The sequence below is a fragment of the Burkholderia sp. Bp9142 genome (assembly GCF_003853415.1).
Classification (GTDB): Bacteria; Pseudomonadota; Gammaproteobacteria; order Burkholderiales; family Burkholderiaceae; genus Burkholderia.
In genome coordinates this window covers 360199-375198 of the sequence record NZ_QTPP01000001.1, presented here as the reverse complement: position 1 = coordinate 375198, position 15000 = coordinate 360199, and the positions used below count along the sequence as shown (strand labels likewise).

At 70.4% G+C, this 15000-nt stretch carries 13 protein-coding genes; 6 read left to right on the top strand and 7 right to left on the bottom strand.

All coding sequences use genetic code 11. The features are described from left to right. Positions 1-145 precede the first annotated feature (145 nt). From DIE22_RS01700 to DIE22_RS01685, 4 genes are read left to right on the top strand one after another with little or no spacing between them, the layout of a single operon-like run. Positions 146-889: a DUF3348 domain-containing protein gene (locus tag DIE22_RS01700; RefSeq protein ID WP_124501459.1), complete on the top strand. Its 744-nt coding sequence runs from the start codon at positions 146-148 to the stop codon at positions 887-889. Between the two features lie 10 nt (positions 890-899). After that, complete coding sequence (locus DIE22_RS01695; protein WP_124604244.1) at positions 900-3467, top strand: DUF802 domain-containing protein; 2568 nt, start codon at positions 900-902, stop codon at positions 3465-3467. Between the two features lie 3 nt (positions 3468-3470). Next, positions 3471-4115 (top strand): OmpA family protein, encoded by a 645-nt coding sequence (locus DIE22_RS01690; protein WP_124501461.1) that lies wholly within the window; start codon positions 3471-3473, stop codon positions 4113-4115. Beyond that, a complete protein-coding gene (locus DIE22_RS01685; protein ID WP_124604242.1) occupies positions 4112-4747 on the top strand; it encodes a DUF2894 domain-containing protein in 636 nt (211 codons plus the stop codon). Before DIE22_RS01690 ends, DIE22_RS01685 begins: the two co-directional genes overlap by 4 nt. Before the next feature lie 29 nt (positions 4748-4776). Here the strand turns inward: DIE22_RS01685 and DIE22_RS01680 are convergent, their stop codons facing one another. From DIE22_RS01680 to DIE22_RS01665, 4 genes are all read right to left on the bottom strand, one after another. Beyond that, on the bottom strand, positions 4777-5349 hold the full coding sequence (locus DIE22_RS01680; protein ID WP_124501463.1) for an NADPH-dependent FMN reductase: 573 nt from the start codon (positions 5347-5349) through the stop codon (positions 4777-4779). 54 nt (positions 5350-5403) lie between these two features. Next, the gene (locus tag DIE22_RS01675) at positions 5404-6081 is read right to left on the bottom strand and encodes a histone acetyltransferase (protein WP_185640521.1); all 678 of its coding nucleotides are present in this window, start codon (positions 6079-6081) and stop codon (positions 5404-5406) included. Positions 6082-6680: 599 nt separating this feature from the next. Next, complete coding sequence (locus DIE22_RS01670) at positions 6681-7964, bottom strand: isoprenylcysteine carboxylmethyltransferase family protein (protein ID WP_124604238.1); 1284 nt, start codon at positions 7962-7964, stop codon at positions 6681-6683. Between the two features lie 120 nt (positions 7965-8084). Continuing rightward, on the bottom strand, positions 8085-9833 hold the full coding sequence (locus DIE22_RS01665; RefSeq protein WP_185640520.1) for a collagen-like triple helix repeat-containing protein: 1749 nt from the start codon (positions 9831-9833) through the stop codon (positions 8085-8087). Positions 9834-10203: 370 nt separating this feature from the next. On the opposite strand from DIE22_RS01665, the gene DIE22_RS01655 reads away from it, so the two are divergent. Next, complete coding sequence (locus DIE22_RS01655) at positions 10204-10602, top strand: carboxymuconolactone decarboxylase family protein (RefSeq protein WP_124495939.1); 399 nt, start codon at positions 10204-10206, stop codon at positions 10600-10602. A 77-nt stretch (positions 10603-10679) separates the two neighbouring features. Here the strand turns inward: DIE22_RS01655 and DIE22_RS01650 are convergent, their stop codons facing one another. From DIE22_RS01650 to DIE22_RS01640, 3 genes are read right to left on the bottom strand one after another with little or no spacing between them, the layout of a single operon-like run. Further along, positions 10680-11672: an alpha/beta fold hydrolase gene (locus DIE22_RS01650; RefSeq protein WP_124604232.1), complete on the bottom strand. Its 993-nt coding sequence runs from the start codon at positions 11670-11672 to the stop codon at positions 10680-10682. Between the two features lie 7 nt (positions 11673-11679). Then, entirely contained in the window at positions 11680-13242 is a 1563-nt protein-coding gene (locus tag DIE22_RS01645; RefSeq protein ID WP_124604230.1) for an NAD(P)/FAD-dependent oxidoreductase, read from the bottom strand. Continuing rightward, entirely contained in the window at positions 13239-14165 is a 927-nt protein-coding gene (locus DIE22_RS01640) for an SDR family NAD(P)-dependent oxidoreductase (protein ID WP_124495933.1), read from the bottom strand. Before DIE22_RS01640 ends, DIE22_RS01645 begins: the two co-directional genes overlap by 4 nt. Before the next feature lie 87 nt (positions 14166-14252). Between DIE22_RS01640 and DIE22_RS01635 the strand changes: the two genes are divergently transcribed. Then, the gene (locus DIE22_RS01635; protein WP_124604228.1) at positions 14253-14909 is read left to right on the top strand and encodes a TetR/AcrR family transcriptional regulator; all 657 of its coding nucleotides are present in this window, start codon (positions 14253-14255) and stop codon (positions 14907-14909) included. Positions 14910-15000: the final 91 nt, after the last annotated feature.

The window sequence follows — 15000 nt, the reverse complement described above, 5'->3', positions numbered from 1 at the left end:
CGCCAGCCTGGCGACCGGCGTGCGAGCCTTGTGCGGCGGGCGTTCGCGCCGGTTGCGCGGCATGCCGGGCCGGGGCGCTTTCCCGATTCTGGCGGTCGACTACCCGACGACGTGTAAACTGCTGCCTTTTTTGATGGTTTGCAGCATGGTGCAAGCTCCCCCGCGCCCGGCACTGAGCGGCCCGACGCTCGTCCGGCTGCTCGCGCGCCTGACCGATGCCGACGTCGCGGAATCCCGGCAGGCGCTGTCGGACCGCCTGAGCCAGTGGCTCGGCTGGACCGACGCGATCACGCTGTCGTCCGCGCTGAATGCGAACCCGCCCGGCGTCGCGGCCGGCGTGCGCGGTTACGATGCCGAGCGCGACTGCGCGCGCGTGCGCCACGACCTCGCGCAGGCGATCACGGCCGCCCACCGCCCGCGCCCGCGGCGGCGCCCCGGCGAGATGCCGCCGCCGCCCGCCGACACGGCCGACTTCGCGGACTTCCGCCAGCGCTGTCTGTCCCTGCAGCAGGAGATGGAGACCGCGATCGGCCAGTTGCGCGGCCGCTTGCGGGTCGCGCTCGCCGCGCGCTCGTCCGGCATGGCGAGGCTCGCGACGCTCGACGCGATCATGGAGCGCGTGCTCGGCGCGCGCGAGCGCAGCCTGCTGTCCGCCGTGCCCGCGCTGCTCGGCACGCGCTTCGAGCGGCTGCGCGACGCGGAGCGGCAGGCGCTGGCCGACGCGCAAGCGGCGGCCGACGCCGATGCCGACGCGCCATCCGCCGCGGCGCTCGCGCCCGGCACGTGGCTCGACACGTTCCGCGACGAGATGCAAAGCATCCTGCTCGCCGAGCTCGAAGTCCGGTTTCAAACGGTAGACGGGCTGCTCGCGGCCCTTCGTACCTGCTAATCCCTACGCTATGTCCAGAATTCGTCTTGATCTCGTTGTCTTCATCGCCGGTTTGCTCGCAGTGTGCTGGATCGGCGTCGGCTATGTCGCGTCGAACCCGCTCGCGACGGCCGTCACGCTGCTGATCGGCGCGTGCTACGTCGCCGGCGCGTGGGAACTGCTGCGCTACCGGCAGGCGACCGCCACGCTGTCGCGCGCGGTGGCCGGCCTGACCGAACCGCCGGCGCGGCTCGACACGTGGCTCGATACGCTGCCCCCGGGCCTGCGCGGCGCCGTGCGTGCGCGTGTCGAAGGCGCGCGCGTCGCGCTGCCGGGCCCGTCGCTGACGCCGTATCTCGTCGGCCTGCTCGTGCTGCTCGGCATGCTCGGCACGCTGCTCGGGATGGTCGTGACGCTGAAGGGCACGGGCGCCGCGCTTGAAAGCGCGACCGACCTCGACGCGATCCGCGCCTCGCTGATCGCGCCGGTGAAGGGCCTCGGCTTCGCGTTCGGCACGTCGATCGCGGGCGTCGCGACGTCCGCGATGCTCGGCCTCCTGTCCGCGCTCGTGCGCCGCGAACGGATCGACGCGGGCCAGCAGCTCGACGCGAGGATCGCGACGACGCTGCGCGTGCATTCGTCCGCGCACCAGCGCGACGAATCGTTCCGGCTGCTGCAGCGCCAGGCCGACGTGATGCCGGCGCTGGTCGACCGGCTGCAGACGATGATGACGACGCTCGAGGCGCGCAGCGTTGCGCTGCACGATCGCCAGATCGAAAGCCAGCAGGCGTTCTTCGATCGCACCGAGCGCGCGTATGCGGGCCTGGCATCGAACGTCGGCGATGCGCTGAAGGAAAGTGCCGCCGAGAGCGCGCGCGTGGCCGGTGCCGCGCTGCAGCCGGTCGTCGCGGCGACGATGACGGGGCTCGCGCAGGAGATGGCCGCGCTGCGCGACACGGTGACGGGTGCGGTGCAACGTCAGCTCGACGGGCTGACGGACGGTTTCGAGAAGACCACCGGGAACGTGACGGCCGTATGGAACCGCGCGCTCGACGAGCAGCGCCGCGCGGGCGACGCCGTCGCGCAGCAGTTGCAGACGACGCTCGGCCAGTTCACCGACACCTTCGCGCAGCGCTCGACGGACCTGCTCGACGGCGTCGCGACGCGCCTCGAATCGACCGAACGCCGCCTGTCCGACGCATGGCGCGACGCGCTCGCGCGTCAGGAGCAGGTCGGCGAGACGCTGGCCGGCCAGCATGCGCAGGCGCTGGGCGAAGCCGCCGCGACGTTCGAGCGGCATTCGGCCGCGACGCTCGACGCGATGCGCGAGTCGCAGGCGGGGCTGCAGACGCAACTGGCCGCGCGCGACGAGGAGCGCCTGTCGGCATGGCATGCTTCGCTGACCGCGATGGCCTCGAAGCTCGGCGACGAATGGCAACGCGCGGGCGTGCACAGTGCGGGCCGTCAGCAGGAAATCTGCGACGCGCTTGCACAGACGACGCGCGATCTGACCGCACAAGCGTCTACATTCGAACAACGCTCGAACGACCTGCTGTCGACGATCCGCGATTCGCATGCGGGGCTGCAGACGCAACTGGCCGCACGCGACGAAGAACGCCTGTCGGCATGGAACGGCTCGCTGGCGGCAATGGCGACGAAGCTCGGCGACGAATGGCAACGCGCAGGCGTGCACAGTGCAGGCCGTCAGCAGGAAATCTGCGACGCGCTTGCACGGACGACGCGCGATCTGACCGCACAAGCGTCTACATTCGAACAACGCTCGAACGACCTGCTGTCGACGATTCGCGATTCGCATGCGGGCCTGCAGACGCAACTGGCCGCGCGCGACGAAGAACGCCTGTCCGCGTGGAACGACTCGCTCGCCGCGATGGCTGCCGCGCTGCGCGACGAATGGGCGCAGACGAGCGCACAGGCCGCGACACGCCAGCAGGACATCTGCGACACGCTGACCCGCACCGCGAACGACATCACCGCGCAGGCGCAGGTGCACGCAAGCGACACGATCAACGAGATCTCGCGCCTCGTGCAGGCCGCGTCGGAAGCGCCGAAGGCCGCGGCCGACGTCGTCGCCGAGTTGCGCCAGCGCCTGTCCGACAGCCTGGTGCACGACACCGCGATGCTGGAGGAACGCAGCCGCCTGCTCGCGACGCTCGAGACGCTGCTCGGCGCGGTCAACCACGCGTCGACCGAACAGCGCACCGCGATCGATGCGCTCGTCAGCACGTCGGCCGACCTGCTCGATCGCGTCGGCGCGCGCTTCAACGATACCGTCGATGCCGAAACGCGCAAGCTCGATTCGGTGGCCGCGCAGGTCACGGCGGGCGCCGTCGAGGTCGCGAGCCTCGGCGATGCATTCGGTGCGGCCGTGCAGGTATTCGGCGAATCGAACGACAAGCTGCTGAATCACCTGCAGCGCATCGAGGCCGCGCTGGAGAAGTCGCTCGCGCGCAGCGACGAGCAGCTCGAGTACTACGTCGCGCAGGCGCGCGAGGTGATCGACCTGAGCATGATGTCGCAGAAGCAGATCGTCGAGGACCTGCAGCAGATCGCCGGTCGGCGGGTATCGGTCGGAGCGTGACGCATGCATGACGAAATCGACGACGGCGCGCCTTCCGCGCCGGTGTGGCCCGCGTTCGCCGACCTGATGTCGGTGCTGCTCGGCGCGTTCGTGCTGATCCTCGTCGGCGTGATCGGCATGCAGTTGCAGCTCACGTCGAAGCTCGAGGAAGCCGTGCATGCGCGCCAGCAGGAAGCGCAGCAGCGCAAGTCGCTCGAAGAGGCGCTCGCCGGGCCGCTCGCGGCCGGCCGCGTGACGCTGGTGAACGGCCGGATCGGCATCAGCGGCAACGTGCTGTTCGCACTGAACTCCGACCAGTTGCAGCCCGAGGGCCGCGATCTGCTGAAGACGCTGGCCGGGCCGCTGGCCGCTTACCTGAAGACGCGCGACGAGATCCTGATGATCAGCGGCTTCGCCGACGACCAGCAGGTGCGCGCCGGCAACCGGCTGTTCGCGGACAACTGGGAGCTGTCGGCCAAGCGCGCGCTGACGGTCACGCGTGCGCTGATCGACGCCGGTGTGCCGGCGCCGTCGGTGTTCGCGGCCGCGTTCGGCTCCGAGCAGCCGGTCAGCTCGAATGCGGACGATGAAGGCCGCGCGAAGAATCGCCGCGTGGAGATCGCGCCGGTGCCGCGCAAGACCGCATCGAGCGGAGGGAAGGCGAAGTGACGGACGACGCGACGCACGTGCGCGCGACGCTCGACGCGTGGCGCGAGCAGGGCGCCGACCGGCTCGATCCGGTGCGCTTCCATCGGCTCGATGCGCTCGAGAAGCGCGCGGCCGCGCTCGACGGCGACGCGCGCGTGTTGCTCGATGCGCGGCTCGCGACGCTGCTGGAAGGTTTTGCGGAAATCGTCGCGCGTGCCGGTGAAGCGGCAGCCGCGAGCGAGATGGCGCAAGCCACCGCGCAGGCGCCCGCACGCGGCGCGCTCGGCGGGCTCGTCGAGCGTCTCGCGCGCGATGCGCAGGCCGACCGGCGCGGCGTCGATCCCGAGCTGATCGACTATTTCCGCACGATGTGGTCGAAAGTCCGGACCGAACAGCAGTACCGCCAGTCGCTCGACCAGGTGCCGCGCAACGCGGGGCCGCTCAATTCGAGCAGCCTCGTGCATCGGTCGCTCGCGACGATGCGCGAGCTGTCGCCGGAATACCTGCAGCAATTCCTGTCGTATATCGATGCGCTGGCATGGCTCGAGGATCGGGCCGGCGGCGGCGCGCAGCCGGAGAAGGAAGCGCCGCGCGCGAAGGCCGGGAAGCCGGCGAAGCCAGCGAGGAAGACCACGCGCACCAGGGCGCGATAACGCGCGCTTTGCGCCGCGCCGGTCGTGGTCTAGCGACTCGGCGCCTGCTCGTCGATCGCCGCGCGCAGCGCGAGCAACGCATCGGTCAGCACCGCCGCGAACGGCGGATGCGCGGCGATGCCCGCCGCATCGAGCTGGCTGCCGAGGATCGGCAGCGTGATCGACGCGCGCTCGACGATGCACGCCGACATCACCGACAGCGTTTCGCGCAGCGCCGCGTCCGCATGCGTCGCGCGCGGCGACGCGTTCAATACCGCGACCGGCTTGTACACGATGGCTTCGCACCCCACGACCCAGTCCAGCGCGTTCTTCATCACGCCCGTCACGCCGTGCGCGTATTCCGGGCTCGCGATCAGCACGCCGTCCGCGGCGTTCAGCCGCTCGATCAGGTCGCGCACCGCGGCCGGCGACGGATGTTCGGCGTCGGGATTGAACAGCGGAAACTCGCCGAGACGCTCGAAGCGCGTGATGCGCATCCCGCGCGGCGCGACGCGTGCTGCCGCATCCAGCAGCGCCGCGTTATACGACTGCGCACGCAGGCTGCCGCACAGCGCGACGATGTCGATGCGGCGTTCGGAATCGGTTCGGGGTTCGGTAGCCATCGCGGAGCGTGTCGGCAGGTGGTTTGCGCGGCGGCGTCGCGCGGGTCCGACGGATTATCGCATCGGCGCGCGGGCGGCGTGACGCGCGTTGGCGGCGCCGCGCCGGTGAGGGCGTTCGCGTCCCTCCTGCTGAAACCTCACGTCCTGACACCTTGCAACAGCGACGTCCGTCATCCCGGTTGCCCGCGCCAGGGCGTCGAGCGTCCATCCATTGCCGAGCAACAACCGGCGCGTATGCAGCGCGCCGTGCACATGGTCCGCGACGGCTTCGCCGAGATAACGCAGCGCGCGGCCTTCGACGTCGACGAAGCCGTGCCGGTAGTCATGCGCGAGCGCGGTCCACAGCTGCGCCGCGCCGACCGACTGCCGTGCGCCGCTGATCAGGCACAGGCCCGCGTCGAGTCCCCATCGATACAGCGTCGTCGCGAGGCCCTTGCGTTGCGCGGATCCGCGCAGCCGCGTGTGCGGCGCGCGCAGGTAGCGGTCCGCGCGGCGCGGGAGTTCGGGCAGCCGGTTGAAGATCGTATAGCCGGCGAGCTGCCGGGCCGACGGATCCTCGACGTAAAGGAAGTATTCGCCGTCCGCCTCGCGGTGGCGGACGATCAGGCCCGAGCCGCCGAGCGCGACGGCCGGCAGGCCGTGCAGGCGATGGCCCGGCTGGTGCAGACGCGCATGGAGCGTGTCGAGTTCATCGTCGATGTCGTGCTGGGAATGCTGTACGTCGATACGCATGGCAAAAGGCGCCCGTCTCGGGCGCATCGAGAAAGGGGTTCATCGTTACAGGGAAAAGGCGTGAAAGCGGCCCCCGGGCTCGACGCGCGAGCCGGGGCCGCGAATCAGCCGGGGATGTGCTGGAAACCGGCGGCGATCGCGGCGAGGCCCGCGATGCAGAGTGCGAACAGGATCAGGACTTTGTGGATCACGCCTCTCTCCTCATGAATGCGCGGCGCCGAAGGGCGGTGCCGCGGAGACGGTGACGGCGGGCACGGCCCGCGCGGCCGTCGTGCGGGACGACGGTCGGAGGTCCGGGCGACAGGCGCGCGCGAACGGTCAGCACCATACGCGACAGGCATGGGGCGGGCAATCGGACTGCGGGAGAAAAGCGATGAAACGCGGGGAATCAGCGTGTTTCGCGACGATTGGTCGCAAGGGGGGCCGTCGCCATGCCGGGTGCAGGCCGGCACGCATCATTCGGATTCGGAGACGAAGCGCCTTTCGGTGGGCCATCGTCGACATTGCGTGGCCGCTCGACTGACAGCCGACAGCCGGCATCGGGCGCCGGGCCGGCGTCGCGCGCATCGTGCACGACAGGCCGGCCGACAGTGGCTGCGTCACCCCGCCTGCTGCCCCCCGAACGCCTGCCTGATCCGCGCGAACAACCCGTGCTGCGCGATCCATTCCGCATACGCGCGATAGTCCGGATCGCGCATCAGATGCCGTTCTTCCGTCTTGGCTCGCGTGTAGTAGATCAGGTTGACCGCGACGAGCCCCGCGCAGTGCATGAGCGCGACCTGCCAGCCGAGCGGCTCGACGAACGGCACCGACACCATCCAGTACGACAGGTTCTTCGTGATGTACGCCGGATGCTTCGTGAAGCGGTACGGGCCGGACGTGATGATCCCGCGGTTCGTGAGGTTCGAGAAACGCAGCCCGAACGAGATCGTCGACAGCGCGTAGGTCATCAGCAGCAGGATGATCACCGCGCCCCAGATCACGCGCAGCGTCGGCGCGGACAGCAGCCAGTTGTCCCAGAACAGCGAGCCTTCGTAGCGGATGTAGTTGTTCGAGATCAGCGACCAGAACGGCTGGTAGCACATCAGCGCGGCGACCCAGCCGAGCGTGGTCGGCTCGACGGTGCGCACGTGGCTGTCGAGGATGCGGAACGTGCACAGGTAGCCGACGGTGCCGAACATCAGGTCCATCGTGAACGACAGGTCGTACAGGAACACGAAGGTCGCAATCGTCATCGGCGCGTGCATCGCGAGCGTGAGCGATGCGCTCAGGTGATCGGCGTCCTTCGACAGGTAGACGGTCATCAGCGGCAGGAAGAACGCCTTCACGCCCCAGCCGGCGAGCATCTCGCGCACGGGCTGCCAGCTCGCGGGCTTCTCGCGGCGGAACAGGAAGCGGCCCCACAGCAGGTACGCGTCGTCTGTCTCGCGCTGGTGGCGGTCCATCCACGCGAAGTAGAACGGCGCGGCGACGATCACGTACGGCGCGAGCGAGCGCAGCAGCGACCAGAACGGCAGGTAGAACGCGCCGTGATATTCGGGCAGCAGCCAGTAGAGCATGCCGATGCCGGCGTAGATCGACGCCAGCGCGCCGAGGCGCGTCGCGACGCGGGCGAGCCCGAGCGGGCGCACGGCCTGCCGCGACAGTCCCGCGCTCGGGCGCAGGTAGACGCGCGAGATGAAGATTTCGTGCAGCGCGATCGTGCCGATGATCGCGAGGCTGGCGATGACGGCGCGCGTGGCCGCGTCGAGGGCCGGCTGGTCACGCGTGATCCACAGCGCGAAGAGGCCGGCCGCGATGCCGAGCAGGCCGGCGCGCAATGGCGTGGCGGAACGGGGCAGGCGGTCCCGGACCGCGGCGATGCCGTCGAGCGTGGAATTCATGATCGGATCCTCGTCGGGATGAGGGCCGGCGCCCCCGCTTGGCGGGTGGCGCCGGCCGTCGGCCGGGCTTTGGATTGGTATGTGCCCGGCCATTGGCCTGTGGTTCTGATACGTGAACCGTTACTTCTTCGGGGTGGCGCCGAGCAGGCCACCGAGCAGGTTCGTCACCGGCGCGAGCAGGTTGGTCGCGCCGCTCGTGGTGGTGCCGTTCGAACTGCCGGTCAGGCCGGCCGTGACGGTGCCGCTGCCGGACGGCGTCGTCACGGTGCCGGCCGCGCCGCTCGGGCTGGCCGTGCCGACCGCGCCCAACGCACCGGCCGTCGACGTCAGCGAACCCGTCAGCGTGCCGACCGGGCCGCTCGTCAGCGCACCCGTCAGCGTGCCGACCGGGCCGCTCGTCAGCGCACCGCCGAGGTTGCCGACCAGACTGCCGCCGGGCGTCGTGACCGTGCCGGTCAGGCTGGCACCGAGCGGCGTCAGCGAATTGACCAGGCCGGTGACCGGCGCCAGCAGGCCGCCGGCACCGGAGCCGCTGGTCCCGCTGGTGCTGCCCGTGCCGCTCGAACCGAGGCCGCCGAGCGCGCCCGTCACCGTGCCGAGCAGGCCGGTGATCGGCGCGAGCGGGCCGCCGCTGGTACCACTGGTCCCGCTCGTCCCGCTGGTGCCGCCCGTACCGCTCGAGCTGCTGCCGCCGCCGAGCCCGCCCGTCAGCGTACCGAGGAGGCCGGTAATCGGGGCGAGCGGGTTGGTGCCGCTGCTGGAGCTGCCGCTGGACAGCAGGCCGCCGGCCGACGTCACCGTGTTGCCGAGCTGGGACACGCTGTTGCCGGTGCTCGTGCCGACCGGGTTGCCGGTCGCGCTGCCGACCTGCGAACCGGCGAGGCCGAGGCCGCTGCCGAGCGTGCTCAGCAGGCCGCTGAGCGGGGCGCCGAGCATGGTCGCGTTGCCGAGCGTCTGCGTGGCGCCAGGCGTCGTGACGCCGCCGGTCAGCGTGTTCGTGATCGGGTTGATCACGCTGCCGAGCTGCGTCTCGAGTTGCTGGACCGGCGTGCTGTTCAGCGCCGTGTTGAGCGCCGATGCCGTCGAGTTGACCGCGGTGCCGACCGTGTTGACGAGATCGCCGACCAGGGTCGTCGCCGGCGCGAGCGGCGACAGCGGTCCGCTGCCGAGGCTCGTCACTGCGTTGCCGAGGTTGTTGACCGCGCCGCCGGCGCCGGTCAGCAGGCCGGTGGCCGACGTGAGCGTCGGGCCGAGCGGGTTCGGCGACACGCCGATCGAGCCGAGGCCGGCCGCGACGCCGTTGCCGAGCGACTGCACGCCGTTGCCGAGGCTCGTGACCGCGTTGCCGATGCTGGTGGCCGTCGTCGTGTTCGTGCCGGGAATCTGCACGCCGCCGATCTGCGACCCGCCGTTCGCGACCGTCGTGCCGAGTGCGGTGACGAGCGTGCCGGTTTGCTGGAGGACGTTGCCGAGCGGGGTGACGGAGGTGCCCGACGTGCCGGAAGTGCCCGATGTACCGGAAGTACCCGATGTACCGGAAGTACCCGAGGTACCGGAAGTACCCGAGGTACCGGAAGTACCCGAGGTACCGGAAGTGCCCGAGGTGCCGGAAGTGCCCGAAGTGCCGGAAGTGCCGGAAGTCCCCGAAGTCCCCGAAGTCCCCGAAGTCCCCGAACCACCGTTGGGGGACGCGCCCGACGAGCCGCCGCCCGACGAGCCGCCGCCCGAAGTGCCGGACGTTCCCGACGTTCCCGACGTGCTCGGCTTGACCGACGGCGTGACCGGCCCGTCGACCGAGCCGCAGCCATAGAGTGTGACGAGCGACAAGACGGCCAGCGATACCGTCGTTTTCTTGAAGTAATGGTGCATGGGTGGCCTCGACATTGAAAGTGTGTCCAGGTCACAACTGCAAATTCCGCGCCATGAAATGTTCCGCGCAACGCCTCCGCGTTTTGTTGCGGAAATCGGGAATATCGGCGCGAATTAAACGGACGAATGGCGGTTTCGCGAGGCGGGCGCGCCGGGCGGGCCGGCGTGCTCGTGGCGATGTTCCCGCAAGGCGCCGTAACGCCGCGTCCGATGTTACGTAGCGTTCGACCCGGCGTTCGGCGGGTGACGCAACCGGCCGCGACCCGAGGGCTGCGTCTTTGACGAAACGCCCGCGCACCGTGAACATGACGCAAACCCACCCGGCCGCGGGCGACGCCGAAGCGGCCACGACTTCAGACAGGACACCGACATGAGCGAACACGACAGGGAACAGGGCAAGGCGCGACGCACCGACGTGATGGGCGAGGCGTTCGTCGAGCGCGCGATGCGCGACCTCGACGGCTTTTCGCGTCCGCTGCAGAACTGGCTGAACGAACACGCGTGGGGCAGTACCTGGCAGCGTGGCGGTATCGACCTGAAGACGCGCAGCCTCTGCACCTGCGCGATGCTGGCGGCGCTCGGCCGCGGCACGGAGCTGAAGGGCCACGTGCGGGGCGCGCTCAACAACGGCGCGAGTCTCGTCGAGATCCGCGAGGTGCTGCTGCACAGCGCGCTGTACGCGGGCGCGCCGGCCGCGGTGGAAGCGTTCCGCAGCGCGCGCGAGGTGATCACGGAACTCGGGCTGACGCTGCCCGACGACGAAGCCTGACCGGCGCGCCGTGACCGGTGGCCGCGCCGCGGCCCCGGGGCGCCGCCATCATCCGCGCGACTGCCCCGTCCACCCGATCACGATCCATGCTCGACGTGCGCGCCCTGCGCCGGCACATCGACCGGCGCGGCGGCGACGTCGAGCAGCCAGTCCGCCGTTGCGTCCGGAATCGTGACCGGCAGCATGTGTCCGCCTTCGACGACCGTCAGCCGCACGCGCGCCGACTTCTTCGCCAGCGCCTCGCCGTGCGTGCGCCAGTTCAGGATCGGATCGGCGCGGCCGTACAGCACGTCGACCGGCAGCGAGAGGTCCGCGTAGCGGTGCTCCATCGCGGGCAGGTCGACGGGCGCCGACAGCAGGTCCGTCGCGGTCGCATAGAACACATGCGGGCGCAGCCCGAGCAATCCGCCGCCCTTGACCGGGAAGTCGCGCGGCACGGCTTCCGGCGCGAACACCTGGGTGACGGCCTTGCGGCCGGTGAGGATCGTCAGCGGGATCGCGAAGGTCCACGACACGAAGCGGCGCACCAGCGGCGACGGCAGCATCAGCGGCTTGAACGGCGCCGGCGGCTCGGTCTGCTCGTGCGACAGCGGCGCGATCAGCGCGAGCCGGCTCACGCGCTCCGGGTGGTTGAGGCCGACCGCGAGCGCGATCGCGCCGCCGAGCGAGTGGCCGACGAGCACCGGCCGGTCGAGCTTCAGCGCGTCGAGGAACGCGGCGATCGTGCGGGCCTGCGCGAATACGTTCGCCTGCGAACCGGCGCCGCGCAGCGAGCGGCCGGCGCCGGGCCGGTCGACGAGGATCACGCGATGATGCTGCGCGAGCCGCGTGAGCGGCAGGTACGCGAAGTTGCGCCACTGCCCGGCGAGCCCGTGCACGAACACGAGCGGCGGGCCGCTGCCGTACTCGACGTAGTGGATGCGATCGCCGCCGATGTCGACGAAGCGGCCTTCGGGCGGAAACGCGCGCGTCACGCGGCGCGCGATGTAGCCGGAAAACAGCGCGAGCGCGGCGAGCACCGCGACGACGCCGAGCAGCACGTTCTGGATCAGATGAAGCGTAGGGCTCATGTCGGCCTCAACGGGTTTCGAGTACGGGTTCGGCAACCGGCGCGGCGGCCGGGCCGGCTTGCGCGCGGCGTTCGAACCGCATCGCCGAATCGGCGAGCCCGCTGAACTTCAGCGACGCGAGATCGAGCACGTAGTTCTGGTGGAATTTCCAGGGCTTGCGGTGCCCCTGCTTCGGCAGGATGCCGGCCGCGCGCTGGATGTAGCCCGAGCTCAGGTTCACCGCCGGCACGTCGCCGAGATCGCCGGCCCCGAGCCGCGGCACGCAGGTGTCGTAGCCGTTCGCGCGCATGTGGTTGAGCAGCCGGCACACGTAGCGCGCGATCAGCTCGGCCTTCAGCGTCCACGACGCGTTCGTGTAGCCGAACGACGACGCGAGGTTCGGCACGTCGCTGTACATCATTCCTTTATAGGACACGGTCTGCGGCAGGTCGACCGCGCGGCCGTCCACCGTGACGCGCGCGCCGCCGAGCATTTTCACCTTCAGCCCGGTCGCGGTGACGATCACGTCCGCGTCGAGCTGCTGGCCGCTCTTCAGCTTCAGGCCGGTCGGCGTGAAGCGCTCGATCTCGTCGGTGACGATCGACGCGCGGCCCGCGCGGATCGACTTGAACAGGTCGCCGTTCGGCACGAGGCACACGCGCTGGTCCCACGGCATGTAGCGCGGCGTCAGATGCTTCGCGACGTCGAAGCCGGGGCCGAGCTGCCTGCCTGCCGCGCGGATGATGAACTGCTTCGTCCGCTCGGGCTTGCGGCGCGACACGTTGTACAGGTACATCGTCAGCAGCACGTTCTTCACGCGCACGAGCCGGTGCGCGAGCCGCGACGGCAGCACGCGGCGCAACGCGTTCGCGATCCTGTCGCGCGCGGGCAGCGACACGATGTAGGTCGGCGAGCGCTGCAGCATCGTCACGTGCTGCGCCTCGGCCGCCATCGACGGCACCAGCGTGACCGCCGTCGCGCCGCTGCCGATCACGACGACGCGCCGGTTCGCGTACGCGAGGTCCTTCGGCCAGTGCTGCGGATGCACGATGCGGCCTTCGAACGCGTCCATGCCGGCCCAGTCGGGCAGGTAGCCGCCGTCGTAGTCGTAATAGCCGCTGCACATGTAGAGGAAGCGGCACGTGTAGACAAGCGTGTCGACCGCGCCGTCCCGCGTGCGCTCGACGCGCACCGTCCAGCGCGCCTGGTTCGAGTCCCAGTCGGCCGCGACCACCTTCCGGCCGTAGCGGATCGTCTTGTCGATGCCGTACGCGCGTGCGGTGTCGCGGATGTAGTCGAGGATCGTCTGGCCGTCCGAGATCGCCTTGTCGCTGTGCCACGGGCGGAAGCTGTAGCCGAGCGTGAACATGTCGGAATCCGAACGGATGCCGGGATAGCGGAACAGGTCCCAGGTGCCGCCGATCGTGTCGCGCGCCTCGACGATCGCGACGCGCGCATAGGGGCAGCGCTTTTTCAGGTGGTACGCGGCGCCGATGCCGGACAGGCCGGCGCCGACGATCAGCACGTCGAGGTCGTGGCCGTCGTCGCAGGCGGACGGCGCGTCGCGCCGGTCGGTCGTCGTCGAGGTCATGCCGGGTCCTTGGTCGGTGTGGCCGGCAGCGCGGCCGACGGGTGCGCGCGTTCTCCCGCGGGGACTTCCTTCGGGCGCAGGTTGCGTGCGCGGGCGCGGCGCACGTGGCGCAGCATCAGCCGCTGGTAGCCGGCGCCGAGCAGGCGCGCGAGCTTGTCGAGGCGGCGCGCATCGGCGCCGACCAGCACGCGGCGCGCATTGCGCTCGACACCGGCGAGAATCTGCCGCGCGGCGTCGTCGGCCGTCGTCGCGTTGATCAGGCGGTTCGCCTGGCGGCGGTGGGTCGCTTCGTCCTGGCCGGTGAGCGCGTGAATGCTGGTGTCGACGCGGCTCGCGTCGACGATGTGGGTCGCGACGCCGCCCGGATGCACGCAGGTCGCGCTGACCGGCGCGCCGTCGAGTTCGAGCTCCATCCGCAGCGCCTCGGTGAAGCCGCGCACCGCGAACTTGGTCGCGTTGTACGCGCTTTGCGTCGGCATCGCGATGAGCCCGAACAGGCTCGACGTGTTGATCACGTGCCCGTCGCCCGACGCGCGCAGATGCGGCAGGAACGCCTGCGTGCCGTGCACGACGCCCCAGAAGTTGATGCCGACGATCCATTCGAGATCGGCGATCCGCGCGGTCTCGGCGCTCGCGGCCAGCGACACGCCCGCGTTGTTGAAGACCAGGTTGACCTTGCCGTGTTCGGCGCGCACGAAGTCGGCCCACGTGAACACCGCGTCGCGGTCGGCGACGTCGAGCCGCCGCGTGCTCGTGCGCACGCCGTGCTTCGCGCACGCGGCCGCCGTGCCGGCGAGCCCGGCATCGTTGACGTCGGCGAGCGCGACCTCGCAGCCGCGCCGCGCGAGCTCGACCGCGAGGCTGCGGCCCATGCCCGAACCGGCGCCCGTGATCGCGGCGACCTTGCCGGAAAAACCCTTCATCGTCGTTCCTCCCGTTCCGCTTGCGCCGCGCCGGCGGCGCGCTTATTGTGGTGTTGTTCGTCACCACTTTAGTTTTCGGGTGTCCTGATGTCAAATAGCGAAATGGAGAAAGCACTCGAAACGGAAAAACGGGGGCGGGCGTACGGCGGTGTCGCGCCCGAGGTACGGGCCGCCGAGCGGCGTGACGCGCTGATCCGAGCGGCGACGCGCGTGTTCGGCACGGTCGGCTTCCGCAAGGCGACCGTGCGGTCGATCTGCCAGGAGGCGAAGCTCAACGACCGCTATTTCTATGCGGCGTTCGACAGCACCGAGGATCTGCTGCGCTGCACCTACCTGCATCACGCGCAGCAACTGCACGACGCGGTCGCGCGCGCGGCGGCCGAGCGCGGCGGCGACCTGCGCGAGCGCGTCGACGCGGGGCTCGCGGCGTTCTTCGCCTTCCTGCGCGACCCGTGCGCGGCGCGCGTGCTGCTGCTCGAGGTGATGGGCGTGAGCGCGGATACCGACATGACGTACCAGCGGATGCTGATCGACTTCGGCAAGCTGATCATGGCGATCGGCGCGGCGCGCGAGGCCGTGACAGCCGCCGAGCGTACCGAACAGCGGCTCGTCGGGCTCGCGCTGGTCGGCGCGATGACGAACGTCGGCGCGGCGTGGCTGCTGACCGGGTATCGCGATCCGGAGGCGCAGATGGTCGCGAGTTGCAGGAAGGTGCTGCTGGGGACGTTGCGGGAAGCGGGGTAGCGCACGGCAAGCGGGTGGCGCCGCCGCAGCCAGGAGGCGGCGACATGCCGACTGGCGCGACCCGTAACCGGCCGCGTTGCGCAGCGCCCCG

Coding starts and splice junctions, on each gene's coding strand:
- DIE22_RS01700 (WP_124501459.1), top strand. CDS start 146: ATGGTGCAAGCTCCCCCGCGCCCGGCACTGAGCGGCCCGACGCTCGTC.
- DIE22_RS01695 (WP_124604244.1), top strand. CDS start 900: ATGTCCAGAATTCGTCTTGATCTCGTTGTCTTCATCGCCGGTTTGCTC.
- DIE22_RS01690 (WP_124501461.1), top strand. CDS start 3,471: ATGCATGACGAAATCGACGACGGCGCGCCTTCCGCGCCGGTGTGGCCC.
- DIE22_RS01680 (WP_124501463.1), bottom strand. CDS start 5,349: ATGGCTACCGAACCCCGAACCGATTCCGAACGCCGCATCGACATCGTC.
- DIE22_RS01675 (WP_185640521.1), bottom strand. CDS start 6,081: ATGCGTATCGACGTACAGCATTCCCAGCACGACATCGACGATGAACTC.
- DIE22_RS01670 (WP_124604238.1), bottom strand. CDS start 7,964: ATGAATTCCACGCTCGACGGCATCGCCGCGGTCCGGGACCGCCTGCCC.
- DIE22_RS01665 (WP_185640520.1), bottom strand. CDS start 9,833: ATGCACCATTACTTCAAGAAAACGACGGTATCGCTGGCCGTCTTGTCG.
- DIE22_RS01655 (WP_124495939.1), top strand. CDS start 10,204: ATGAGCGAACACGACAGGGAACAGGGCAAGGCGCGACGCACCGACGTG.
- DIE22_RS01650 (WP_124604232.1), bottom strand. CDS start 11,672: ATGAGCCCTACGCTTCATCTGATCCAGAACGTGCTGCTCGGCGTCGTC.
- DIE22_RS01645 (WP_124604230.1), bottom strand. CDS start 13,242: ATGACCTCGACGACGACCGACCGGCGCGACGCGCCGTCCGCCTGCGAC.
- DIE22_RS01640 (WP_124495933.1), bottom strand. CDS start 14,165: ATGAAGGGTTTTTCCGGCAAGGTCGCCGCGATCACGGGCGCCGGTTCG.
- DIE22_RS01635 (WP_124604228.1), top strand. CDS start 14,253: ATGTCAAATAGCGAAATGGAGAAAGCACTCGAAACGGAAAAACGGGGG.